The organism is Pseudoalteromonas sp. SWN29, assembly GCF_015864465.1.
Lineage (GTDB): Bacteria > Pseudomonadota > Gammaproteobacteria > Enterobacterales > Alteromonadaceae > Pseudoalteromonas.
Map to the genome: position 1 here is coordinate 26,108 of NZ_JADYXE010000037.1, position 23,596 is coordinate 49,703.

General features: G+C 40.0%; 21 protein-coding genes. 17 read left to right on the forward strand and 4 right to left on the reverse strand.

Going from position 1 to position 23,596, the window contains the following annotated elements; all coding sequences use genetic code 11:
* The first annotated feature begins 5 nt into the window (after window positions 1-5).
* The 12 genes from thrB (at window position 6) to I6F53_RS14350 (ending at window position 12,884) form a co-directional block, all read left to right on the forward strand.
* The gene (thrB, locus tag I6F53_RS14295) at window positions 6-941 is read left to right on the forward strand and encodes a homoserine kinase (RefSeq protein WP_165741379.1); all 936 of its coding nucleotides are present in this window, start codon (window positions 6-8) and stop codon (window positions 939-941) included.
* 11 nt (window positions 942-952) lie between these two features.
* The gene (thrC, locus tag I6F53_RS14300) at window positions 953-2,236 is read left to right on the forward strand and encodes a threonine synthase (protein WP_197239980.1); all 1,284 of its coding nucleotides are present in this window, start codon (window positions 953-955) and stop codon (window positions 2,234-2,236) included.
* A gap of 269 nt (window positions 2,237-2,505) precedes the next feature.
* Window positions 2,506-3,762 carry a serine hydroxymethyltransferase gene (glyA, locus tag I6F53_RS14305; RefSeq protein WP_197239981.1) on the forward strand — a complete coding sequence of 419 codons (1,257 nt, stop codon included), beginning with the start codon at window positions 2,506-2,508 and terminating at the stop codon, window positions 3,760-3,762.
* A gap of 104 nt (window positions 3,763-3,866) precedes the next feature.
* Entirely contained in the window at window positions 3,867-4,316 is a 450-nt protein-coding gene (nrdR, locus tag I6F53_RS14310; RefSeq protein ID WP_006794272.1) for a transcriptional regulator NrdR, read from the forward strand.
* 2 nt (window positions 4,317-4,318) lie between these two features.
* A complete protein-coding gene (gene ribD / locus I6F53_RS14315) occupies window positions 4,319-5,443 on the forward strand; it encodes a bifunctional diaminohydroxyphosphoribosylaminopyrimidine deaminase/5-amino-6-(5-phosphoribosylamino)uracil reductase RibD (RefSeq protein ID WP_197239983.1) in 1,125 nt (374 codons plus the stop codon).
* 27 nt (window positions 5,444-5,470) lie between these two features.
* The gene (locus tag I6F53_RS14320) at window positions 5,471-6,124 is read left to right on the forward strand and encodes a riboflavin synthase (protein WP_197239984.1); all 654 of its coding nucleotides are present in this window, start codon (window positions 5,471-5,473) and stop codon (window positions 6,122-6,124) included.
* A gap of 29 nt (window positions 6,125-6,153) precedes the next feature.
* Complete coding sequence (gene ribBA, locus I6F53_RS14325) at window positions 6,154-7,266, forward strand: bifunctional 3,4-dihydroxy-2-butanone-4-phosphate synthase/GTP cyclohydrolase II (RefSeq protein ID WP_197239985.1); 1,113 nt, start codon at window positions 6,154-6,156, stop codon at window positions 7,264-7,266.
* Between the two features lie 100 nt (window positions 7,267-7,366).
* Entirely contained in the window at window positions 7,367-7,831 is a 465-nt protein-coding gene (ribH, locus tag I6F53_RS14330; protein ID WP_197239986.1) for a 6,7-dimethyl-8-ribityllumazine synthase, read from the forward strand.
* A 15-nt stretch (window positions 7,832-7,846) separates the two neighbouring features.
* Window positions 7,847-8,257 carry a transcription antitermination factor NusB gene (nusB, locus tag I6F53_RS14335; RefSeq protein WP_007587129.1) on the forward strand — a complete coding sequence of 137 codons (411 nt, stop codon included), beginning with the start codon at window positions 7,847-7,849 and terminating at the stop codon, window positions 8,255-8,257.
* A 46-nt stretch (window positions 8,258-8,303) separates the two neighbouring features.
* Window positions 8,304-9,278 carry a thiamine-phosphate kinase gene (gene thiL, locus I6F53_RS14340; protein ID WP_197239987.1) on the forward strand — a complete coding sequence of 325 codons (975 nt, stop codon included), beginning with the start codon at window positions 8,304-8,306 and terminating at the stop codon, window positions 9,276-9,278.
* A complete protein-coding gene (locus I6F53_RS14345; RefSeq protein ID WP_197239988.1) occupies window positions 9,275-9,760 on the forward strand; it encodes a phosphatidylglycerophosphatase A family protein in 486 nt (161 codons plus the stop codon). The genes thiL and I6F53_RS14345 overlap by 4 nt, the downstream gene beginning before the upstream one ends.
* A 37-nt stretch (window positions 9,761-9,797) precedes the next feature.
* Window positions 9,798-12,884 carry a ligand-binding sensor domain-containing diguanylate cyclase gene (locus tag I6F53_RS14350; protein WP_197239989.1) on the forward strand — a complete coding sequence of 1,029 codons (3,087 nt, stop codon included), beginning with the start codon at window positions 9,798-9,800 and terminating at the stop codon, window positions 12,882-12,884.
* A gap of 73 nt (window positions 12,885-12,957) precedes the next feature.
* Here I6F53_RS14350 and dxs read toward each other — a convergent pair whose 3' ends face one another.
* The 3 genes from dxs to I6F53_RS14365 all read right to left on the reverse strand — a co-directional run bounded on the left by dxs (window position 12,958) and on the right by I6F53_RS14365 (window position 16,058).
* Window positions 12,958-14,820, reverse strand: coding sequence for a 1-deoxy-D-xylulose-5-phosphate synthase (dxs, locus tag I6F53_RS14355; protein WP_169045060.1), 1,863 nt, complete (start codon window positions 14,818-14,820; stop codon window positions 12,958-12,960).
* A gap of 105 nt (window positions 14,821-14,925) precedes the next feature.
* Window positions 14,926-15,813, reverse strand: coding sequence for a (2E,6E)-farnesyl diphosphate synthase (ispA, locus tag I6F53_RS14360; protein WP_007587115.1), 888 nt, complete (start codon window positions 15,811-15,813; stop codon window positions 14,926-14,928).
* Between the two features lie 2 nt (window positions 15,814-15,815).
* Window positions 15,816-16,058: an exodeoxyribonuclease VII small subunit gene (locus tag I6F53_RS14365; protein WP_002961738.1), complete on the reverse strand. Its 243-nt coding sequence runs from the start codon at window positions 16,056-16,058 to the stop codon at window positions 15,816-15,818.
* A gap of 320 nt (window positions 16,059-16,378) precedes the next feature.
* Between I6F53_RS14365 and pomA the strand changes: the two genes are divergently transcribed.
* The 4 genes from pomA (at window position 16,379) to I6F53_RS14385 (ending at window position 20,720) form a co-directional block, all read left to right on the forward strand.
* On the forward strand, window positions 16,379-17,146 hold the full coding sequence (pomA, locus tag I6F53_RS14370) for a flagellar motor protein PomA (RefSeq protein WP_007587114.1): 768 nt from the start codon (window positions 16,379-16,381) through the stop codon (window positions 17,144-17,146).
* 2 nt (window positions 17,147-17,148) lie between these two features.
* Window positions 17,149-18,069 carry a flagellar motor protein MotB gene (locus tag I6F53_RS14375; RefSeq protein ID WP_149594079.1) on the forward strand — a complete coding sequence of 307 codons (921 nt, stop codon included), beginning with the start codon at window positions 17,149-17,151 and terminating at the stop codon, window positions 18,067-18,069.
* A 151-nt stretch (window positions 18,070-18,220) separates the two neighbouring features.
* The gene (locus tag I6F53_RS14380) at window positions 18,221-18,709 is read left to right on the forward strand and encodes a hypothetical protein (protein WP_024593682.1); all 489 of its coding nucleotides are present in this window, start codon (window positions 18,221-18,223) and stop codon (window positions 18,707-18,709) included.
* Window positions 18,710-18,779: 70 nt separating this feature from the next.
* Window positions 18,780-20,720, forward strand: a complete 1,941-nt coding sequence (locus tag I6F53_RS14385) for a DNA topoisomerase III (protein WP_197239990.1) — start codon at window positions 18,780-18,782, stop codon at window positions 20,718-20,720.
* A gap of 24 nt (window positions 20,721-20,744) precedes the next feature.
* Here the strand turns inward: I6F53_RS14385 and I6F53_RS14390 are convergent, their stop codons facing one another.
* On the reverse strand, window positions 20,745-22,055 hold the full coding sequence (locus tag I6F53_RS14390) for a M20 metallopeptidase family protein (RefSeq protein ID WP_197239992.1): 1,311 nt from the start codon (window positions 22,053-22,055) through the stop codon (window positions 20,745-20,747).
* Window positions 22,056-22,166: 111 nt separating this feature from the next.
* On the opposite strand from I6F53_RS14390, the gene I6F53_RS14395 reads away from it, so the two are divergent.
* Window positions 22,167-23,024 (forward strand): tetratricopeptide repeat protein, encoded by an 858-nt coding sequence (locus tag I6F53_RS14395; protein WP_197239993.1) that lies wholly within the window; start codon window positions 22,167-22,169, stop codon window positions 23,022-23,024.
* Window positions 23,025-23,596 lie beyond the last annotated feature (572 nt).

Genomic DNA, 23,596 nt, shown 5'->3' on the forward strand with positions numbered 1-23,596 from the left:
TCGTTATGATTGAAGTATATGCTCCGGCGTCTATTGGTAATTTTGCAGTGGGTTTTGATGCACTTGGCGCAGCGCTTGCGCCAATTGATGGCAGTTTGTTAGGTGATGTAGCCGTTGTAAGCGCAGCACCAAGCGACGAATTTATTTGCACAGGCGAGTACGCTCACAAGTTACCAAGTGATGCTAATGAAAATTTAGCGTACCAGTGCTTAGTGCATTTTAGAGCGCATGTTGCGCCTACTATGCCAAGCGTAAAGCTCGAGCTTAAAAAGAACTTACCAATTGGCTCTGGGCTTGGCTCTAGTGCATGTTCGGTCGTGGCTACTTTTGCTGCCCTTGATAAGTTTGCAAAAACTAATTTAAGTCAGGTTGAGCTTATTGAACTGATGGCTGACTTTGAAGCTGTAGTAAGTGGCGGTCGTCATTACGACAACATCACGCCATGTTATTTAGGTGGCTTGCAGTTAACAGGTGATTTAATTCCTGATAAATCGATTGCACTGCCTGTTGATGAAAACTGGTACTACGTTGCTGCGTTTCCTGGTTTTTCACTCAACACTGCAAAAGCGCGCTCTGTTTTACCAAAAGAGTTGAACATGCATGCAAGTGTTGAGTTTGCTCAGCGTTTGTCGGCATTTAGTAGCTTGCTGTTAACTAATCGTTTTGACGATGCGCTAAGCATAATGAAAGATGAAATAGCAGAACCTTACCGCGCACCGCTTATAAAAGGCTTTAGTGAAGCCAAAGCAAGCTTGCCAGCGCTGGGCGCTGAAATAGTCAGTATTTCGGGCGCAGGACCAACCTTATTTAGTGTGTGTAAAACACTTGAAGCTGCACAGCAATGCGCGCAGTGGTTAGAAACCAATTACATTAACGAGCAAGGCTTTTGCCACATTTGTAAATTAGATAACGACGGCACGCGTCAATTAACAGTTTTATAGGATAGGTAGTCATGCAATTACATAATTTAAAAGATAGCTCACAAAAAGTGTCGTTCGTTGAAGCCGTAAAAACAGGTTTGGGTCGTAATCAAGGTGTGTTTTTCCCTGAATCCCTTGCCCCACTGTCCGATGTTGATGCATTGCTTGATATGGACTTTGTTACACGCAGTGGTAAAATATTATCTCACCTAATTGGTGATGAGCTGCCAAGCGACACTGTGACACAAATGGTTAAAAATGCATTTAACTTTCCAGTTAAGCTGGTGGAAGTTGAAGAGAATACATACTGTTTAGAGCTGTTTCATGGCCCTACACTTGCGTTTAAAGACTTTGGCGGTCGCTTTATGGCAGAGTGTTTAGCGCAGTTTAATAAAGATGAAAAAGTAACTATTTTAACTGCAACATCGGGCGACACCGGCGCGGCAGTTGCGCATGCATTTTACAATAAACCAAATATCGATGTTGTTATTTTATACCCTAAAGGCAAAATTTCTCTTGCTCAGCAAAAGCTATTTACTACGCTAGGTAATAATATTCATTGTTATGCCGTTGAAGGCAGCTTCGATGATTGCCAAGAGCTAGTTAAAAACGCCTTTTTAGATGAAGAAGTTAAATCAACACTTGGGCTTAACTCTGCAAACTCAATTAATATTAGCCGTTTAGTTGCTCAGGTTTGTTATTACTTTGAGGCAATTGCACTGCTACCAAAAGAAAAACGCGCAACCGCTCACATATCAGTACCTAGTGGTAACTTTGGTAATGTGTGCGCCGCAATGATTGGTGCTGTTATTGGTTTGCCTGTGGGTAAATTAAGCGCAACAACAAATCAAAACGATACTGTGCCGCGCTTTATGCTTGATAAAACGTGGACGCCAAACGCAACGCTTGAGTCGCTTTCGAATGCGATGGATGTAAGTAAGCCAAACAATTGGCCGCGTGTACAAACAATGTTAGATAATAACTGGTTTAGCTACGATAATTTTTATTCAACAAGCGTAAACGAGCAAGACACGCAAGCCGTGATGAAAAAAATTCAACAAACTGGCTATGTTGCAGAGCCTCATACGGCGATTGCTTACCAAGGTCTTGTTGAAAATCGTGCTCTGGGTGCAGCGGGTATCTTTTTAGCGACAGCTCATCCCGCTAAGTTTAAGGAAAGCGTAGAAGATATTTTAAATATTGAATTAGGTATGCCAAAACCACTTGCTGATGCACTAGCAAAACCATGCCTAGCAAGCGATATGAACGCCGATTACGACGCATTACGCACTGAAATGCTCGCTAAGTTAGGTTAGTGAAAAAGAGTAATTGAAGCGGCTTAGGCCGCTTTTTTTATAACTGTAAATAATAAAAACAAGCCGCTTTCATTAGCTAATTAAATGTAGGAAATAAAATTCATTTAAAATAGTTATGTGTTTATTAAGAAATATCATCTTAAAAGGGCTGTGAAATACTTTCAATCCCTGTTTAAATATCCTCAACTTAAGAGCGTAGGCAAAGAGTCGTTTAAAGCGTACAATAAAGCCTCTAAAAAACACCATACACGTTGCCCTAGGAGACCCCAATGTTAGAACGTAGCATGAATATTTCGGATTTTGATCCAGAGTTATTTGACGCGATAACCAAAGAAACTGCTCGCCAAGAAGAGCATATCGAACTAATCGCTTCAGAAAACTACTGTAGCCCACGCGTACTAGAAGCGCAGGGTTCACAGCTTACAAACAAATACGCAGAAGGTTACCCTGGCAAACGTTATTATGGCGGTTGTGAGCATGTAGATGTTGTTGAGCAATTAGCAATTGACCGTGCTAACGAATTATTTGGTTCTGACTATGCTAACGTACAGCCACATGCTGGTTCGCAAGCAAATGCTGCTGTTTTTCTAGCATTATTAGACGCTGGCGATACTGTACTGGGTATGAGCTTAGCTCATGGTGGTCACTTAACTCACGGTTCTCACGTAAGCTTCTCTGGTAAGCTTTACAATGCAATCCAATACGGACTAGATGAAGCAACAGGCGAAATTGATTACGCACAAGTTGAAGCGCTAGCACTTGAGCACAAACCAAAAATGATCATTGGTGGTTTCTCAGCGTACTCAGGTATTGTTGATTGGGCTAAGTTCCGTGAAATTGCTGATAAAGTAGGTGCTTACCTGTTTGTTGATATGGCTCACGTTGCCGGCTTAATTGCGGCAGGCGTTTACCCAAGCCCAGTTCCTCATGCACACGTTGTAACAACAACTACGCATAAAACACTTGCAGGCCCTCGTGGTGGTTTAATTATTTCTGCATGTGGCGACGAAGCTATTTACAAAAAGCTTAACAGCGCTGTTTTCCCTGGTGGCCAAGGCGGTCCTTTATGTCATGTTATTGCAGCAAAAGCAGTGGCATTTAAAGAAGCACTTCAACCAGAGTTTAAAGTATACCAAACACAAGTTGTTAAAAACGCAAAAGCAATGGTTGCAGTTATGCAAGAACGTGGCTACAAAATCGTATCTGACAAAACTGAAAACCACTTATTTTTACTTGATTTAATCGATAAAGATATCACTGGTAAAGATGCGGACGCTGCCCTAGGCAACGCTAACATTACAGTTAACAAAAACTCTGTACCAAACGATCCACGTTCACCGTTTGTTACTTCTGGTTTGCGTATTGGTTCACCTGCAATCACTCGTCGTGGCTTTAAAGAAGCTGAGTCTAAAGAACTAGCTGGCTGGATTTGTGACGTACTAGATAACATCACTGATGAATCTGTACAGGCGCAAGTTAAAGAAAAAGTTAAAGCAATTTGTGCAAAATTACCTGTATACGCTTAATTGCATAAGCAGTAGTAATTTAGATCACAACTGTTTAGTTTTTTGCTAAGATAAAAGGCCGCTATTTAGCGGTCTTTTTTGTTTTAAAACGGAAGTACCGAGTTATGCATTGTCCATTTTGTACCGCAAAAGATACTAAAGTAATTGACTCACGCCTTGTAGGCGGAGGCCATCAAGTTCGCAGACGTCGTGAATGTAACGATTGCCACGAGCGCTTTACTACATTTGAAGGCGCTGAACTGGTTATGCCTCGCGTTGTTAAGCAAGATGGCAGCCGGGAACCGTTTAACGAAGATAAGCTTTTAAATGGCTTAAATCGCGCACTCGAAAAACGCCCAGTGAGTACCGAGCAAGTAGATGAAGTTGTAAATATAATAAAATCACAACTACGCGCAACGGGTGAGCGAGAAATTTCAAGCCATTTGGTGGGTGAATGTATTATGGAAGCACTTAAAAAACTCGATAAAGTAGCGTACGTAAGATTTGCTTCTGTTTATCGTTCGTTTGAAGACATACGCGAATTTGGCGAAGAAATTGCCCGTTTAGGGGAGTAACAATGCAAAGCCAAACTATTTTTACCGAACATGACGAAATGTATATGGCACGCGCCATAGAACTTGCCAAAAAAGGGCGGTTTACTACCACGCCTAATCCTAATGTTGGCTGTGTATTAGTTAAAAATAACCAAATAATTGGTGAGGGTTTTCATCAGTTAGCAGGGCAAGGTCACGCTGAAGTCAATGCGCTAGCAATAGCTGGCGATAATGCACAAGGTGCAACTGCTTATGTAACGCTCGAGCCTTGCAGTCATTATGGACGTACGCCACCGTGCGCTGAAGGCTTAAAAGCCGCAGGGGTGATAAAAGTGATTGCCGCAATGGTTGATACAAATCCACAAGTTGCAGGTAAAGGTCTTAAAATACTGAGCGATGCCGGTATTGACGTTGCTTATGGGTTACTTGAATCGCAAGCTCGTGCATTAAATTTAGGTTTTTTTAAGCGAATGGAGCAAGGCTTACCTTATGTGACCTGTAAAATGGCAGCAAGCATAGATGGTAAAACAGCGCTTAAAAATGGGAAAAGTAAGTGGATCACAAGTCCCGCTGCTCGCCAAGACGTACAATTATACCGAGCGCAAAGCTGCGCTATTTTAACCGGTGCCGATACCGTGTTAGTAGACGATGCTAAACTTAATGTACGACCAAGCGAGTTGCCTTGCACGCTACCTACCGATTTACCGCTTCGCCAGCCCGTGCGTGTTATAATTGATTCACAGAATCGTTTAACGCCCAATCTTGCTTTATTTAAAATCCAAAGTGATGTAATAATATTTACGAATAAGGTTGATAAATCACTGCAATGGCCGCATTTTGTAAAGCATATTGAAGTAAGTGAAAGTAACGGTAAAGTTGATTTACAGGCTGTTTTAGAAAAGCTTGGGCAACTGCAGTTTAATAATGTTTGGCTTGAGAGCGGAGCAACACTTGCTGGTAAAATGACAGAGCTTAATTTAGTTGACGAGTTTGTTTTTTATTTGGCGCCTAAATTAATGGGCCATGATGCAAACAGTTTAGTTAATTTTTCTGAATTGACGAGTATGCAAAACACCGTTGATTTAACATTTAATGAATGTGCGCGCATTGGTGACGATTTACGTATCACCGCGTTAAAAGCTCATTAAAACCACTTAATAAAAAAGAGTAGCGCTATGTTTACTGGAATAATAGAAGCCACAGGCAAAATTGCTTTATTACAAAAAAAACAGGGCGACTTAGCTATTCGCATTCAAAGTACTGACCTTGATATGGAAGACGTAAAGCTAGGCGACAGCATTGCAACCAATGGCGTTTGCTTAACCGTAGTTGATAAACATATTGACGGCTTTAGTGCTGATTTATCTACCGAGACGATTGGTTTAACCGGTTTTGCTCACTATGCTTTAGGGCAAACGGTTAATCTTGAAAAAGCCATGCAACCGGTTTCGCGTTTGGGCGGTCATTTAGTATCTGGCCATGTTGATGGCATTGCGACTATCACAAGTATTACAGCAAACGCTAGAGCAACAGAATATTGGCTTACAACCGACGAAAATTTAATGAAATACATTCCGTACAAAGGTTCGGTATGTATTGATGGTATAAGCCTGACAGTAAACGCTGTAGAAGGTAATAAATTCAAATTAACAATTGTCCCACATACGAGTGAGCAAACCACAATTGCTCATTTTAAAGTAGGTACTCAAGTTAATTTAGAAGTCGATCAAATTGCACGTTATTTAGAGCGCCTTATAAAAGGTGCAGAGCAACCAACGGGCTCTGATATTTCGATGAGCTTACTCGCAAAAGCGGGTTTTATTAAATAACGAAACTGATAACTTACACGAGCAAATTTATGAATTTACACAGCGCACAAGAAATCATCGATGATATTAAAGCCGGTAAAATGGTTATTTTAATGGATGATGAAGATAGAGAAAATGAAGGCGATTTAATAATAGCTGCTGAGCATATTAGCGCACAAGCGATTAACTTCATGGCGACTCATGGCCGTGGTTTAATTTGTTTAACTATGACGCAAGATCGTTGCGAGCAACTTGATTTACCGTTAATGGTTAAAAACAATGGTGCTGCATTTTCGACTAACTTTACAATGTCGATAGAAGCATCAAAAGGTGTTACAACCGGTATTTCTGCTGCTGATAGAGCGCGTACAGTGCAAGCGGCTATAGCAAAAGGCGCAGTTCCAACTGATATTGTTCAGCCTGGTCATATTTTTCCAATTATGGCACAACCTGGTGGCGTATTAACTCGCGCAGGACACACTGAAGCTGGCTGTGATTTAGCACGTTTAGCTGGGCTTGAAGCATCATCTGTTATTGTTGAAATACTCAATGCTGACGGCACCATGGCGCGTCGCCCTGATTTAGAAGTTTTTGCGAAAGAGCATGATATTAAAATTGGTACTATTGCTGATTTAATTGAATACCGTAACTTAAATGAAACGACAATTGAGCAAGTTGCAAAATGTAAGTTGCCTACTGTTCACGGTGAGTTTGATTTAATGACTTACAAAGACACAATTGACGGCCAATTACATTACGTATTGCTTAATGGCGACATAAAAGAGCAAGAGCCGACAAATGTACGTGTACATTTGCAAAGCACTTTTAACGATATCCTACTTTCAGACAGAAGTGCTGACCGCAGCTGGGGCCTTTCTGAAGCAATGGCCTATATTGCTAAAAATGAAGGTGCTTTAGTTATTTTAGGTAAGCAAGAAAGCACTGAAGAGTTAGAGGCAACTGTAAAAGCATTTGCAGCAGCTGATGCGGGCGAAAGCGTTACGCCACGTAAATTCAAAGGTACATCTCGTACTGTAGGCGTAGGTTCGCAAATACTTGCCGATCTGGGAATTAAACAGATGCGTTTAATGAGTCGTCCTAAAAAGTATCATGCACTTTCGGGCTTTCATTTAGAAGTTGTTGATTACATTGAGCCACAATAAGCATCACGCTTAAACTAGGCTATTATTTTATTTTTATGGTATGATGCGCAGCAATTTTTGCGCAATCGCAACCGCTTGAACTTATTTTTAGGGTTATCAAATGAAAATTATTGAAGGTAGTAAGTATGCTCCTGGCAAAAAGTTTGCCATTGTCATTTCTCGTTTTAATGACTTTATTGGCAGCAGCCTCCTTGCAGGTGCTGTTGATGAGCTAAAACGCACTGGTGGCGTATCTGATGACGACATTACCGTTGTTTATGTACCAGGCGCGGTAGAATTACCTTTAGCGGCTAAACGCGTTGCGGCAAAAAAAGAGTATGATGCAATCATCGCATTAGGCGTAGTGATCAGAGGTGGTACACCACACTTTGACCTAGTTGCTGGCGAATCAAACAAAGGTCTTGCGCAAGTATCACTTGAGTATGATATCCCGGTTGCATTTGGCGTATTAACCACAGAAAGCATTGAACAAGCAATTGAGCGTGCTGGCACCAAAATGGGCAATAAAGGCGGCGAAGCTGCTTTAGGCGCGCTTGAAATGGTTAATGTGTTAGATAAAATTTAAGTTTAAGGAATTTTTGTGAAACCAGCAGCAAGACGTAAAGCACGTATCTTAGCACTCCAAGCCGTTTATTCTTGGCAAATAAGTGGCAATTTAATTGCCGATATCGAACAACAAATGTTGATCGAAACAGACGTTACTAAAATTGATGTTGAATACTTTAAAGATTTAGCGACGGGTGTTGCTGTAAATTATAAGCAACTAGACGAAGCTGTATCACCACATTTAACACGTCCGTTTAATGACTTAGATATGGTTGAGCGCGCAATTTTACGTTTAAGCAGCTATGAGCTTAAGTTCCGTGAAGATGTACCTTATAAAGTTGCTATCAACGAAGGTATTGAGCTGGCCAAAATATTTGGCGCTGAAGACAGCCATAAATTTGTAAACGGTGTACTTGATAAAGCTGTTAAGCATTTACGCAAGTAAGTAAACCGTTAAAGAGGAGAGCCGGCATAGGCCGGCTTTTTTGTGTATGAAGGAATTTGAATTAATTAACCGCTACTTTAAAGGTCGCGGGATCACCCGTCGTGATGTAAACCTAGGTATAGGGGATGATTGCGCTTTAGTAACCGTTCCACAAAACTGCCAACTTGCCGTTACAACAGACACTCTTGTTGCTGGCGTACACTTTTTTGATGATATTTCTCCTCGTGCATTAGGTCACAGAGCGCTTGCTGTTAATTTAAGTGACTTAGCGGCAATGGGCGCTGAGCCAACGTGGGTTTCAGTTGCGTTAACCTTGCCAAGTATTGACCCACAGTGGATTGAAGAGTTTACTGAAGGCATGCATGAAATTGCAGAATACTTTAATGTGCAAATCATTGGTGGCGATACCACGCAAGGCCCATTAACTATTACTATTTGTGCAAAAGGGACTGTGCCCGAAGGTACTGCACTTCGTCGTAGTGGCGCAAAAGTGGGTGATTGGATTTATGTTACGGGTCCGCTTGGTGACGCTGGACTTGCAATTGAGTCTCGCAAACAAGATATAAGTATTGAGCCTGAGCACTTAAAGTACTTAAATAAACGCTTTGACTTTCCAACACCACGAGTTGCTGCAGGGCAGGTGTTACGAGGCCTTGCATCATCGGCTATTGATGTATCGGACGGTTTAATCGCTGATTTAAGCCATATACTTGATATGTCGCAAGTAAATGCAGTGGTCAATATTGAAAGTATTCCGACTTCAGACGCAATGAAAGCAAGCCTTGATTTTAATCAGCAACTTCCATTTATTCTAAGTTACGGTGATGATTACGAATTAATTTTTACTGTACCTGATAGTAATAAAAGTATGCTAGATATAAAACTGCGTCAATATGGTGTAGATGCAACATGCATAGGCCAAATTAAGAGTGGCGATGGCCAAATTGAACTTTTACACAACGGTGAAAAGTTTGATTTTAAGCAGCAAGGTTTTGAGCACTTTGCAAAGGAGCTGGTTTGAACAATAACCGAAAGTTTAATTTAAAGCGTCCACACCAGTTTTTTGGTTTGGGTTTTGGTACTGGGCTTGCGCCTAAAGCGCCTGGTACATTTGGCACTTTTGCTGCACTGCCATTCATTTTTATGACTATGTATTATCCGCTATGGCTGCAAATTGTATTTGCTGTAGTGATCAGCATATTTGGTATATGGGCGTGTGGTAAAACGGCTGATGATTTAGGCGTGCATGACCATCCTGCTATTGTATGGGATGAAGTGGCAGGTTATTACATTACCATGATTGGCGCAGCACTTAGCTGGCAAACATTACTCGTTGGCTTTTTGTTATTTCGCTTTTTTGATATAGCAAAACCTGGCCCAATCCGTATGCTAGACAAGCGAGTGCATGGCGGTTTAGGTATAATGGCCGACGATATACTGGCGGGTATTTTTTCGCTTATATGTTTACAAGCGTTAATAAAAGCGGGTTTATTACCCTTTTAATTTTTATATTTGATTTGTTTAACTAGGTGGCAGCAATATGATGCGATTTTTACTGGTTTGTGTACTTATGTTGTGCGCGACGCCAAGTTGGGCTTCAATTACTGATTACGTAGTTAAGCAATGGAATATAAAAGATGGTTTGCCATCACAGTCGCTTAAAAGCGTAGTACAAGACCAGCAAGGATATATGTGGCTTGGTACTCAATTTGGTTTAAGTCGTTTTGATGGTACAACATTTACAAACTACAACACGCAAAATAGCCCATTTTTGCCTAGTAACGCTGTTAATAAGCTTTTAGTCGATTCTAGTGGCTTGTTATGGGTAGGCACTAAAAGTGGCTTGGTAGTTATTAACCCTGCCACATTTGCAGCACAAGAATTTAATATTAAAGGTCCTGTAAGAGATATTCTTGAGGACTCTAAAGGCAGTATATGGATTGCGGCCAACGGCTTATACTATGTAGATAGAGGGCAAGTTGATTTACGCACTGAAGTAAATGGTCCCCTACCTATTGTAAATGCTACAGTAATTACCCAAATTGTGGGCTCTGTTAGCCAAATGGCACTCTCTCCTGAAGGTATTTGGCTGGTTAACGATCGTCATTTATTACGCCTTACAAAAAATTCATCAGATTTTTCTAAACTACGTTTAGAGCTTACCGCTAAAATATCGTTACCAGAGCGCTTAGCGCAAACCATAGTGCACGATTTATCATTCTTAAACGGTAATTTGTATATAGCCTCTGAGCTAGGTGCATACTTTTTAGATTTAGATGACGAACTAAGACCTTTTCCTTTACCTAATGCAAATAACTCAGCCGTTTATAAGTTTATGAGTGATACCGATGGTGGCTTATGGGTTTCGACTTATGGACGTTTATTATTCAGAGATAAAACCGGTGAGTGGCAGTGGGTTGAGCCTAGCCAGCTTGATCAAAGTATATGGTTTGCTGATATTTTTAGAGATGATAAAAATAACGTTTGGTTAGCAAGTTTTAGTGAAGGTTTATGGCTTGCTCATGAAGGGCGAGTGGAAAGGCATTCTGCGGTTTCAGATATGACCGAATCTGTTATGGCTATCAGTCAAGCTCCTGATGGAAAACTGTGGGTTGCTAACAAAAGCGGCATCGGTTATTTCGATTTAGATAAAAGTTTTATTAATTTAGTCCCAAGTAGTAAATATGGGTACGCGTCAGTACACGATCTACAATTTGATGGTGAACGATTATATATAGCTACAGGACGTGGATTATTTGTTTTTGAAAACAAGACACTTTATACCGTTCCAGGTCGAGCACTTCGCGATAATCCGGTATTTGCAATAAGTCGCTCTAGTAAAGGCGGGTTTTGGATTGGCACCGGACGCGGTTTATATCGATTAAACTATGCTGGTTTAACGCCTTTTGCTTATAACGCATTTTTAGGTAGTAAGTTTATTACCTACGTGTTGGATAAAACAAACTTTGGTGTAATTGGTACTAGTAAAGGCGCATATTATTTTACAGACCGTGGCATTGAAAAAATTGGCGACCAAACAACACTTGAAAGCGCATACGTAACTAGCGTGCTACATATAGATGGCGTGGGTATTTTAATCGGCTCTCTTAACGATGGGCTTTTTTACAGAAGTACGCAAGGGCAATGGCGTCAACTCGATGCAGCTAATGGTTTACCGTATGGTTCTATATTTAGCCTAGAATATGATGAAAAGTTAAAGCATGTTTGGGTAAGCACCATGAAAGGTGTTTACAGAATGCCTGTAGAGCAATTTAAAACAGAGATAAAAAGCTTAAAAGTAGAAGAAGTAATTTCATCTTTTGACCGTCAACTCGATGGTAAAGCAAATCAATGTTGTAGTGGACTTGGGCATGATGCGGTAGCAGACACCGGTAATTCTATTTGGTACCCAAGCTTACAAGGTGTTGTTGAAATACCTAAAAATGTAGAGCTATTTGGTGTGCTTGCATTAAAGCCAACAATAGAAACAATAACAACACCACTTCGTCATTTAACCACCGCTGCGCTTGGTAAAAAACCATCATTAGAAACAGACGAGCGTGATATAACGCTAACTTACACAGCTATTGATTACTATGCACCAAACAGTATTGAATTTAGATATAAACTAAGTGGCTTAGATAGTGACTGGCGCTATGCTAATACGCGACGTGAAGCTATTTATACTAACTTGCCTCCAGGCTCGTTTTTGTTTCAATTAGAAGCGAAGCGCCAAGGTGAAGATTGGACTAAAGCGCAAGAAGTAGAATACGGTTTTGTAGTGCCTGAGCGCTTTGACGAAACTATTTACTTTAGGCTTTTAATTACCAGTGGCTTTATTTTGCTTTTTTATCTCATTTTTTGGGTATTTAGAGCGCAAGAGCGTAGAAAACAAGAAGCATTAGAGGGCTTGATCACCGAGCGTACCTTAGAGCTTCGTCAAGCTAATGATAAATTAGGGCAAGTGAATTCACAGCTTAAATTAGTTAGTCACTCAGATGAGCTAACGGGGCTGCGTAGCCGCCGCTTTTTGTTTGATCAACTTCCAAAAGATATTGAACACTTTCAACGTAATTCACAATCGCTGCAGGCACAAGGCAAGTCACTGGTGCTGGTAATTATTAACTTTGATAATTTCAGCCGTATCAATGATGCCTATGGCCCAATTGCAGGTGATAGCTGCTTACAGCAAATGGCTGCATTATTAAATTCGCGTACGCAGGGCTCTGACTATGTGGCACGTTGGAGTGGTGATGAGTTTTTACTATTATTACGTGATTTTAAATGCAATAAAATAGACAGCTATGCTTCAGATCTTTGTAAAGTAATAGCGGCTAATTTATTCCAATTACCAAATGGAAAAACAACTAATATCACGGCATCAATTGGTTGGTCATTTTATCCATTACCACTTTTGGGTGGGCAGGTAATTAGCTGGGAAACATCTATTAACCTAGCTGATATTTCACTACACCAAGTTAAAAAGCGCGGTGGTGATGGTGTTGCAAATATTACGTTTGATGATCAGCTTGATGCATTTGAGTTTGAACAAAATTCTAACGTTGATCAACAATTAGGTATTTTACAAAGCAATGGCCTAGCTGATATTAAAGTGTGGATGCGCTGATCAGCAATATTTGATATTAAAAAAGGAGCCTAGGCTCCTTTTTTAATATGCTCAACTTTAGATGTATAGGAAGTTAATTAATAAACGCTTTAATAGCGGTTAATATTCCTTGCTCGCCTAACCCCATTTCATCGTGCATTTCATCTTGGGTGCCGTGTTTAATAAACTCATCAGGAATACCTAAGTTAAGGATATTAATATCAGCTTTTTGCGTTGCTAAGAATTCGTTAACTGCAGAGCCGGCACCGCCAGCAATCGCATTATCTTCAAGCGTAACAATTACATCGTGGCTAGTTGCAAGCTCATTTAAAAGTGCGGTATCAAGTGGTTTAATAAAACGCATATTAACAAGCGTTGCATCTAATTCATCTGCAGCAAGCTGTGCATTTTCAAGTAATGTACCGAACGATAAAATGGCAATTTTACTGCCGTTCTTAATTGTATCTGCCTTACCTATTTCAAGCAGTTGCATAGTGCTTTCAATGTCTGCAGTACCTGCACTACCGCGAGGGTAACGAACAGCAACTGGGCAATTTGCTTTATAGCCGGTGTACAGCATTTGACGGCACTCGTTGGTATCGCTTGGTGCCATAATTACCATATTTGGAATGCAGCGCATAAAGCTTAAATCGTACGCACCTTGGTGAGTTTCACCATCGGCTCCCACAATACCAGCGCGGTCAATGGCAAATAATACAGGTAAGTTTTGCAGTGCAACATCATGTATTAATTGGTCATACGCACGTTGTAAAAAGCTTGAGTAAATAGCAACAACAGGTTTTAAACCTTCACAGGCAAAGCCAGCAGCTAAAGTAACCGCATGCTGCTCAGCAATGGCCACATCAAAGTATTGATCTGGAAACTCTTTAGAAAAACGTACCATGCCTGAACCTTCGCGCATTGCAGGCGTGATAGCCATTAACTTGCTGTCTTGTTCGGCCATATCACATAACCAATCGCCGAATACTTTTGAAAAAGTAGCAGCACTAGGTTTAGATTTAGGTAGGCTAGTTGTGCTCGGATCGAATTTTGGTACACCATGATAGCCAATAGGATCGGCTTCAGCCGGTTTATAGCCCTTACCTTTTTGCGTTTTTATATGTAAAAGCTGTGGGCCTTTTAAATTACGCATATTACGTAATGTATCTACAAGCATGTTTACATCGTGACCATCAATGGGACCAATGTAATTTAGGCCTAATTCTTCAAAGAAGGTACCCGGGATCATCATGCCTTTAATGTGCTCTTCCATTTTACTGGCAAGTTGCTTTACCGGAGGCACTCCTGAGAGTAACTTTTTACTACCTTCACGAATGTTAGTATAAAAGCTACCTGATAAAATTCGAGCAAAGTGATTTGTTAATGCGCCAACATTTTCAGAAATCGACATTTCGTTATCATTTAAAATAATAAGCATGTCTGATTTTACATCACCTAAATGATTCATCGCTTCAAATGCCATGCCTGCGGTTATAGCTCCGTCACCAATAATGGCTACAGACTTTCGACCTTTACCTTCTTTTTGTGCAGCAATAGACATACCTAAGGCAGCTGAAATAGAGGTGCTTGAATGGCCTACGCTAAACGTATCGTATTGGCTTTCATCGCGAAAAGGAAAAGGGTGTAAACCGTCTTTTTGGCGAATGGTGTGCATTTGCTCGCGACGACCAGTAAGAATTTTATGCGGATAAGCTTGATGACCCACATCCCAAACTAGGCGATCGTCTGGAGTGTTATAAACATAATGCAGCGCAACGGTTAGTTCAACCGTCCCTAAACCAGACGCTAGATGACCGCTACTTTGCGATACTGAGTTGAGTAAATAATCGCGCAGCTCATTGCTAAATGCAGGGAGTTTGTCTTGCGCTAAGTCACGCAATTGGGCTGGCTCGTCAACCAAATTAAGTAATGGATACTTGCTACTATCAAGTGTCATGGTTTTATATATATCCTTCGCTAACATTAATTAATTCAAAGCTTTTACGGATAATTAATGTTGAGTAATAATGTCAGTGCTAATTGCAATACGTATGAGCAAAAATTAGTGGTCACGCTCAATTAGGTAATTTGCTAGCGACGCAAGAAGTGTTGTGTCAGCATCTATATTTGCTAACGCTTCATGGGCTTGTTGTATTAAATTTTGCGCCTTTTCTTTAGCGCCTAGCATACCTAATAACGCCGGATATGTCGCTTTATTCGCGGCAATATCGGAGCCTTGTGGCTTTCCTAAAATAACTGTATCGCCTTCAACATCTAAAATGTCGTCGTGTACTTGAAATGCTAGCCCTATAGCATACCCAAAAACACTTAAATTTTCTAAGGTTTGTTGATCAGCCTTTTCACTGCACAGTGCACCAAGTGTAATTGCGCAATTAATTAGAGCCCCGGTTTTTAGCTTATGTATTCGCTCAAGCTCTTGTACGGTAATTACTTTATCAGTTGCTGCTATATCAAGGCCTTGTCCGCCAACCATACCCTGAAGGCCTGATGCATGGGCAAGTGTAGCAATCATTTTTACTTGTGTTTGCGATGAGCATTCAAATTTGTGATTCGCAATAAGCTCAAAAGCAAGAGTTTGAAGAGCATCACCGGCTAAAATTGCATTTGCCTCGCCAAACTCTATATGACAAGTAGGGCGTCCGCGGCGTAAGTCGTCATCATCCATTGCTGGTAAGTCATCATGGACTAACGAATAGCTATGAATACACTCAATTGCAGCAGCAAGTACGTTTAAGTCTTGATGGTTTGCGCCGAGCATTTTACCTGTGGCATAAACTAAAAATGGACGTAATCTTTTACCGCCATTAAATAATCCATACTGGGTGGCGTTCTTTACCGTTTCTTCTGTATCTAGAGGCTGGTTAAAATGCTGTTGTAAGGTCGCTACTACATCTTTTTGAGCACGTTCAATATGATTTTTTATGCTCACAGCTATTCCATATCATTATCAAAATTTGTAAGTACTGACTTTTCGCCATTCCCCATCAAAATTGATACTTTTTGTTCTGCTTGCTGTAATTTCCCTGATGAAGCACTTGCTAATGCAATTCCACGCTCAAATTGCTTTAACGATTGCTCAAGCGATAAGTCACCTTGTTCCATGTCACTAACGATTGTAGATAATTCTTCTAGTGCTTGTTCGAAACTTAAGTTTTCAGGTTTTTTAGTCGCCATCTTTATTTCAGCTTACATAATAAATTTAGGGTCAATTTTAGGGGGAATGCTAAACTAGGTCAAAGGATGATATTGGTTTTTTACCTTTATAACGTTAAATTATATTTCAAGTGCATTAATAAAGCCTTAATAGCGGTCTGTTGGTTTAATAAATCAATTGATAATTAGGTAGCCCTTATAACTTGATCTAAGATAGTGCTAAAGGCTGCTTTTTATGTTTATTTATAAAAATGGCTTAAGCAATTCAATATGTTGCCGATAAGCAGTTAATAATAAAAGTTTATGATAAGGCCATTAAGCATGAAACTTCTGGAGGAAATGTGGATTTAGCAACCATAATCGGGATCCTAGGCGCAATTGGCTTAATTGTCATGTCTATGTTTATGAGTAGTAGCGGTGAAATGGCTATGTTTTACAATACCCCGTCTGTGGTTATTGTATTTGGTGGTTCACTCTTTATTGTTTTATCAAACTTCACTATGTCGCAATTTTTGGGGATAGGTAAAGTTGTTGCCAAAGCGTTTATGTTTAAAATCGAAACGCCAGAAATACTTATCGAAAAAGCAGTAGAACTTGCTGATTCAGCTCGTAAAGGCGGTTTTTTAGCACTCGAAGAAGCTGAAATTCCAAACCCCTTTATGCGCAAAGGCGTCGATATGCTCGTTGATGGCCACGACGCAGATGTAGTTCGCGCTACACTTCAAAAAGATATTTCTCTAACTACGACTCGCCATGAATTGGGCGCGGGTTTATTTAAGTCGTTAGCTGATATAGGGCCTGCAATGGGCATGATTGGTACTCTAATTGGTTTGGTTGCAATGTTGTCTAACATGGATGACCCGAAGGCAATTGGTCCTGCAATGGCAGTAGCACTATTAACAACTTTATATGGCGCGTTTTTAGCCAATGTAGTGGCAATTCCTATTCAGGTAAAACTTGAACTGCGTAAAGATGAGGAAGCTATGAATCAGCGTTTAATTTTGGATGCTATTTTAGGTATACAAGATGGTCAGAATCCAAAAGTAATCGAAGGTATTTTGAAAAATTACTTAGCTGAATCTAAACGCAAAGTAGATACCGAGGAGTAACTATGTCTGATCAAGAGTGCAAATGCCCACCACCAGGTCTACCTGCATGGATGGGAACGTTTGCCGATTTAATGTCACTGTTAATGTGCTTTTTTGTACTCTTGCTCGCGTTTTCAGAAATGGATGTACTTAAGTTTAAACAAATTGCGGGCTCTATGAAGTTTGCTTTTGGTGTGCAGAATAAAATTGAAGTAAAAGACATCCCTAAAGGGACCTCTGTTATTGCCATGGAGTTTACCCCAGGTAAACCAGAGCCAACCCCAATAGAAACCATTCAGCAGCAAACAGTCGAAATGACTCAACAAATGTTAGAGTTTCAGGCTGGCGATGAAAGCTCAGCTGGCGGCAGGCAAGAGCAACGCGGAGATAAACGCGGTGGCGAGTCTCGTAGTACTTCTCAAGAACAATCATCGGAGCAAGCAACCTCAGCAGCCGATCAGGAACAAACTAATGAGCTTGTTAAAAAAATTGCACAACAGCTTGAAAAGCAAATAATTGATGGCGCAATAGAACTTGAATCATTAGGGCAGCAAATAATTATTCGAATTAGGGAAAATGGTTCATTTCCTTCAGGTAGTGCATTTTTACAACCTAAGTTTAAACCTATAATTCAAGATATTGGTGTGCTGTTAAAAGATGTACCTGGTGAAATAACAGTATCTGGCCATACTGATGATTTTCAGGTGTCGAATGAGTTATATATTAACAATTGGGATTTATCGTCAAAACGGGCAGTAGCCGTTGCAAGTGAACTGCAAAAAGTTCAAGGCTTTGATAAAACCCGAATGATGGTGGTTGGTCGAGCTGAAACAAGGCCATTAGTGCCTAATGACACCGATGAAGATCGCCGCAGGAATCGCCGAGTAGAAATATCTATATTACAAGGTAAAGCAAAAGAGTCAGCTCCTATAGATGTAAGATAACTTTTATTGGCAAACACACTTATTTATCATAAAGTATGCTTTCTTTAACAAATGTAACGGAATAGTTTATGAAAAAGGTCGATAAGTTTGGTCATATGCCAGGAAATGGCGGTGGTAATGACGATGATGAAAAAAAACTTGATTAACTCTAATGCCTGAATGGTTTTTAAAGACTATATTGATATTAGATACTAGTTGGGTGTTTATTTTAAGCCCTGCTATTTTCATCTTTTATTTTAGAAAAGATTATTTGGCCCTGCGTTTCGCTTTAATTACAGCCGCTTTTTTTTTATATGGAACCATTATTCATCCTTACTTGAAAGAGTTTGATAATGGGATTTATGTTTATCGATACCTTGTTTGGGCCTTTAATGATATTGCTTGGATGGCACTCATCGCATATCTGGGTTTAAAAGATAAGGTTTATTTATGGCAATGCGTATTAGGTCAATTGGTTGTTATTATGGCACCAATTTTACAGCTATTTAGATTAGTCGACCGCCATTTATGGGATCTTTCTTATAGTACATACATTTATAAAACCTTATTGCCATTTATTAATATAGGCACCGTTGTTGTTTGTTATCTTCCGCTTATTTATATTTTAACAAAAGACAAAAAAAGCCCAGCTAGCCAATAGTTACAAAAAGTTCCCTCCTTTAAAATAGCTGTGCTAGACTACTGTTTATATAAACAGTGATGAGCAGGCTATGAAACTCTACATTGCAGAAAAACCTTCACTTGGACGCGCTATTGCTGATGCGTTACCAAAACCACATAAAAAATATGATGGTTATATAGAAGTCGCTAATGGCGATTGTGTGTCGTGGTGTATTGGACATTTGCTAGAACAAGCAGAACCCGATGATTACGATGAGCGCTTTAAAAAGTGGCAGTTTGAACACTTACCTATAATACCTGAACAGTGGAAGTTAAAAGCCAAAACCAAAACTCGCAAACAGCTCACTGTTTTAAAAAAATTAATTAAACAAGCCTCGCAACTTATTCACGCTGGCGATCCAGACCGTGAAGGCCAGCTACTAGTCGATCAAGTAATTGAAGAAGCTAAAATAAGTCAGGCTAAAAAGCAGAGTACGCAACGTTTACTCATTAGTGATTTAAACTTATCGGCGGTAAAAAAATCACTGGGTACTATGCGTTCTAATCGAGATTTTATTCCGTTAAGTGTATCTGCTTTAGCGCGCTCTCGTGCTGATTGGCTATTTGGTATGAATTTAACACGTGCATACACACTAGCTGGGCAAAAAGCAGGGTTTGGTAATGTGCTTTCGGTAGGGCGAGTACAAACCCCTATTTTAGGTCTTGTTGTTAATAGAGATAACGAAATAGCACACTTTGTATCTAAGCCTTTTTACGATGTACTGGCGCATTTACTTACTCCAGATAACCAGCCATTCATAGCTAAGTGGGTTCCTAGTAAAGCATGTGAGCCACATCAAGATGAAGAAGGGCGAATACTTAACAAAGCACTCGCACAAAATGTTGCTTCACGCATTACAAAGCAAAGTGCTGAGCTTACTTCACTTGACCAAAAACAAAAAAAACAAAGTGCTCCATTACCGTATAACCTATCTGCACTGCAAATAGATGCGGCTAAAGCATTTGGTATGCCAGCTCAAAAAGTGTTGGATATTTGCCAAATACTTTACGAACGTCATAAATTAATTACTTACCCACGCTCGGATAATCGTTATTTACCTAAAGATCACCATCAAGATGCATCAGCTATTTTTAAAGCTATAAGTGCTAATGGTGGGCAAAGCAGTGAATTAGTAAACGGGGCTGATGTAAAAAAGCGTAGTAAATGTTTTAACGATTCAAAAGTGGCTGCGCATCATGCCATTGTGCCTACGGCTAAGCAGTTAAAGTCAGCGAGTTTGAACGGTGACGAAGCGAAGGTATATCAATTAATAAGCCGCCATTACCTAATTCAGTTTTATCCCGACTATATATATAACGAAACTAAAGCAGAGATAACAATCGCTGGCGGATTATTTAAAGCAAATGCAAAACAAGATGTAAGCCTGGGCTTTAAGGTATTAATGGGTAAGTCTGAATTAAAAGATGAAGCTACGTTACCTCCTTTAACTAAAGGTATGCCTCTTTTTTGTGAGCAAGGCGAAGTGGTCGAAAAGCATACATCACCTCCTGCTTATTTTACCGACGCTACATTATTGGCTGCGATGACGGGCATTAGCCGTTATGTTAAAGATCCACAAATTAAAAAAGTATTAAAAGACACTGATGGTTTAGGGACTGAGGCAACACGTGCGGGAATAATCGAGTTGCTATTCAAGCGGCGCTTTTTAAAACGTGAAGGTAAGTCAATTAGAGCGACCGAAACGGGACTTGCCCTTATTAGCGTATTACCACAAGGTTTAGCGAGTCCTGATTTAACCGCAAAGTGGGAATCGAGCTTAGGTGATATCGCGCAGCAAGTAATGAGTTATCAGCAATTTTTACAGCCTTTACTTGCTGAGCTAAATGGGTTTGTACAATTAGCAGCAAACTGCGATAGCAATGCATTCGCAAGGTTACCAAAAACCTCAGCTAAAAAACGTTTTGCTAAACGAAGTGGAAAAGCAACGTCTAAAAAATCGAGTTATAAAAAAAGCTCAGCAGCAACTTAACGCTGAGCTATTTAAAACAACGTTTTATTGGTTAAACAAAGCAACAGCAGCGTTACTCATTGCTTTTATTCCGGTAGGAATTGCAACTTTGTAATCAGGTGCAAATTTACTAGAGTGTAGGGAAGGGAGTATTTCACCTGTTTTTATTGAATCCGCGTATTGTGCTTGGTTTACACCACCTAGCCAAAATAAGGTAATAGGGATGTTTTCATTGGTGCGTCCGTATAGGCCAAAGTCTTCACCAGCCATTACAGCTTGTGTTTCAAGCACATTAGTATCACCAATTGCGCTTGCGATAGACTGTCTAACAATGTCTGTTTGTGCAGGGTTATTATAAGTAGATGGAATAGATTCATCTTCATGTACATATACTACAGGGTAGTTTGATTCATTTAGGCCAGCACTTTGTGCAATACCTGCCGTGATTCGTTTTATTGCAGCTATTTGAGCGCTTCTTACATCGGGGTTATAGCTTCTGAGAGTGAGTTGTAACTTTACTTCATCCGAAATAACATTATGTTTTGAGCCACCATGAATAGAACCAACCGTAATAACTGAAGGCTCTAGCGGTGACAGTTCTCGGGAAGTAATTGTTTGTAGAGCAAGTACAGTGCGTGCAGCTATAACCACAGGGTCTATAGTTGTATGCGGATAAGCACCATGACCACCTTTACCTTTTATTGTAATATCAACAGAATCTACACTTGCCATAGTGTATTCATTTTTCATTGATACCTTACCAGCGGGGACGCTAGCACTTACATGCAAAGCAATTATATGATCAGGTTTTTCATATTTACTAAATAGTCCTTCGCTTAGCATTGCTTTAGCACCACCGCCCACTTCTTCGGCAGGCTGTGCAACCATCATCAAAGTGCCTTTCCATTGATCTTTGTGTGCTATTAATTGCTCAGCAGTACCAATAAAAGAGCTCATGTGAATATCGTGGCCACAACCGTGCATTACACCTACTTTCGCACCATGCTCGTCTATGACTTTAACTTTTGAGGCATAGGACTTTCCTGTCTGCTCTATAATAGGTAAACCATCGGTGTCAGTACGGATCATCACGGTTGGACCGCTTCCGTTTTTATAAATGCCAACAACACCAAAACCACCTACATTACTTGTTACTTTAAAACCCAGCTGAGTTAATTTATTCGCTATTTTATTACCCGTTTTTTGTTCGTGATAAGAAAGCTCTGGCGATTGGTGTAAATCGAGGTAAAACTTTTCTATAGCTGGCATGGTTTTGCTTAAATTTAAATCAAGCCCATTTGCCTGTACAAATGGGCTTGCTAATAAAAGTATTGCACTTAGGTAAGTTAATTTCATGTTTTCCCTCATAGTTGAATATGTATACCGAGTGATTTAGGTATATGACTTGTAATTATTATGTTCACCACCATATAAAAACCTAAATAGATGAATATGGCAATCAATTCAATGAGCAACATAGTTAGTATTAATGCGCAAAACCTTCAACAAGTACTCGGTGAAACATCACAGCAAAAATTGGTGTTGCTTAATTTTTTCTCTCCTCAAAGTCCTGACTGCATCGGACAGGCTGCAATTTTAGATAAAGTAGCGGCTGAATATGCAAGCTATATAGTAGTAGCAAACCTAGATTGCGATGCAGAGCAAGCACTCGCTTCTCAACTTGCGCAACAAGTTGGTCTTCAAACTCTGCCTACGCTTGTACTATTAAAAGACTCTGCACCAGTAGATTTACTTGCAGGTGTTCAAAGTGAGGTACAAATACGCGAAGCCCTAGCAAAGCATTTACCTGCGCAACAAGACTTACTGTTAGAGCAAGCGAAGCAAGCGTTATTAAAGTCGGATCTAAATGCTGCATTTAACTATGCAAAGCAAGCTTATGAAATAGACAGCGGTAACGCACGCATCAAATTAGTGCTTGCAGACATATGTATTCAAATTCACAAGGTAGATGAAGCGCAAGCGCTTATAAATACAATAGACGTACAAGAGCAAGATGCTTACTTTAATAATATAAAAGCAAAATGCGAAGCTGCGCTTGAAGCAAAAGACTCACCAGAGATTAAAGAAAAGCAACAACAAGTAGAAAAGTATCCAAATGACTTAGAATTAAAAGAAGAGCTCAGTATTTTACTCAATGAAGCAGGCAGAAAAGAAGAAGCATTGGATATACTATTTACAGTGCTACAAAAAGATCTGAACTTCAACGAAGCAAAACCAAGCTTTTTAGCAATTATCGCCTCTTTACCCGATGGCGATGCACTTGCAGCGAAATATCGTCGCAAGTTATATAGTATTTTATATTAGACTCTACTAACTATTACTTTTGAGAAGCACCTATATAAGGTGCTTTTTGCATTTTTAGGGTTTTAATTAAAAGCTTTAGCATGGTTTAGCTATGTAAAAACAGAGTTATCAACAGGGTTTTGTGGGTAACTTGTGCTTATCATGTGTGCTTGCTTGGGGCTTAATTTTAATTACTATTTAATGCAAATAACGCTTGCGTAAAATCCGTCGCTCCCTATAATGCGACCCCACTGAGACGGGATATGGCGACGCGCAGCGGACAACGCATAGCGAGGCACGAACTACCTCAGAGAGTTAAATAAAACTTCGGTTTTAAATTGTCGAAAGAAAGTTTAAAACTAAGTGTTGACTCGAAAAATAAAGGGTGTATTATTCGCATCCCTTGAGACGCTAAAGCGTCTCAAAACGTTCTTTAACAATATAAAGCAATCATCTGTGTGGGCACTCGTACAGATTGAGTTCTAACAGCCAACCTACTTAGGTAGCGAGGCAAACAAATTAGAGTCTCAATTGAAAACTGAGTGACCAACAGAATAGTTATTTCGGTAATTATTCGGCACAGTCAATTCAAT

What these genes read in the sequence shown, in the direction of transcription:
- ribD (WP_197239983.1), top strand. Translation starts at nt 4,319, where the DNA reads ATGCAAAGCCAAACTATTTTTACCGAACATGACGAAATGTATATGGCA.
- I6F53_RS14375 (WP_149594079.1), top strand. Translation starts at nt 17,149, where the DNA reads ATGTCTGATCAAGAGTGCAAATGCCCACCACCAGGTCTACCTGCATGG.
- dxs (WP_169045060.1), bottom strand. Translation starts at nt 14,820, where the DNA reads ATGACACTTGATAGTAGCAAGTATCCATTACTTAATTTGGTTGACGAG.
- I6F53_RS14350 (WP_197239989.1), top strand. Translation starts at nt 9,798, where the DNA reads ATGATGCGATTTTTACTGGTTTGTGTACTTATGTTGTGCGCGACGCCA.
- I6F53_RS14365 (WP_002961738.1), bottom strand. Translation starts at nt 16,058, where the DNA reads ATGGCGACTAAAAAACCTGAAAACTTAAGTTTCGAACAAGCACTAGAA.
- thiL (WP_197239987.1), top strand. Translation starts at nt 8,304, where the DNA reads ATGAAGGAATTTGAATTAATTAACCGCTACTTTAAAGGTCGCGGGATC.
- nrdR (WP_006794272.1), top strand. Translation starts at nt 3,867, where the DNA reads ATGCATTGTCCATTTTGTACCGCAAAAGATACTAAAGTAATTGACTCA.
- glyA (WP_197239981.1), top strand. Translation starts at nt 2,506, where the DNA reads ATGTTAGAACGTAGCATGAATATTTCGGATTTTGATCCAGAGTTATTT.
- ribBA (WP_197239985.1), top strand. Translation starts at nt 6,154, where the DNA reads ATGAATTTACACAGCGCACAAGAAATCATCGATGATATTAAAGCCGGT.
- I6F53_RS14395 (WP_197239993.1), top strand. Translation starts at nt 22,167, where the DNA reads ATGAGCAACATAGTTAGTATTAATGCGCAAAACCTTCAACAAGTACTC.
- I6F53_RS14380 (WP_024593682.1), top strand. Translation starts at nt 18,221, where the DNA reads ATGCCTGAATGGTTTTTAAAGACTATATTGATATTAGATACTAGTTGG.
- thrB (WP_165741379.1), top strand. Translation starts at nt 6, where the DNA reads ATGATTGAAGTATATGCTCCGGCGTCTATTGGTAATTTTGCAGTGGGT.
- I6F53_RS14385 (WP_197239990.1), top strand. Translation starts at nt 18,780, where the DNA reads ATGAAACTCTACATTGCAGAAAAACCTTCACTTGGACGCGCTATTGCT.
- I6F53_RS14390 (WP_197239992.1), bottom strand. Translation starts at nt 22,055, where the DNA reads ATGAAATTAACTTACCTAAGTGCAATACTTTTATTAGCAAGCCCATTT.
- ribH (WP_197239986.1), top strand. Translation starts at nt 7,367, where the DNA reads ATGAAAATTATTGAAGGTAGTAAGTATGCTCCTGGCAAAAAGTTTGCC.
- thrC (WP_197239980.1), top strand. Translation starts at nt 953, where the DNA reads ATGCAATTACATAATTTAAAAGATAGCTCACAAAAAGTGTCGTTCGTT.
- I6F53_RS14320 (WP_197239984.1), top strand. Translation starts at nt 5,471, where the DNA reads ATGTTTACTGGAATAATAGAAGCCACAGGCAAAATTGCTTTATTACAA.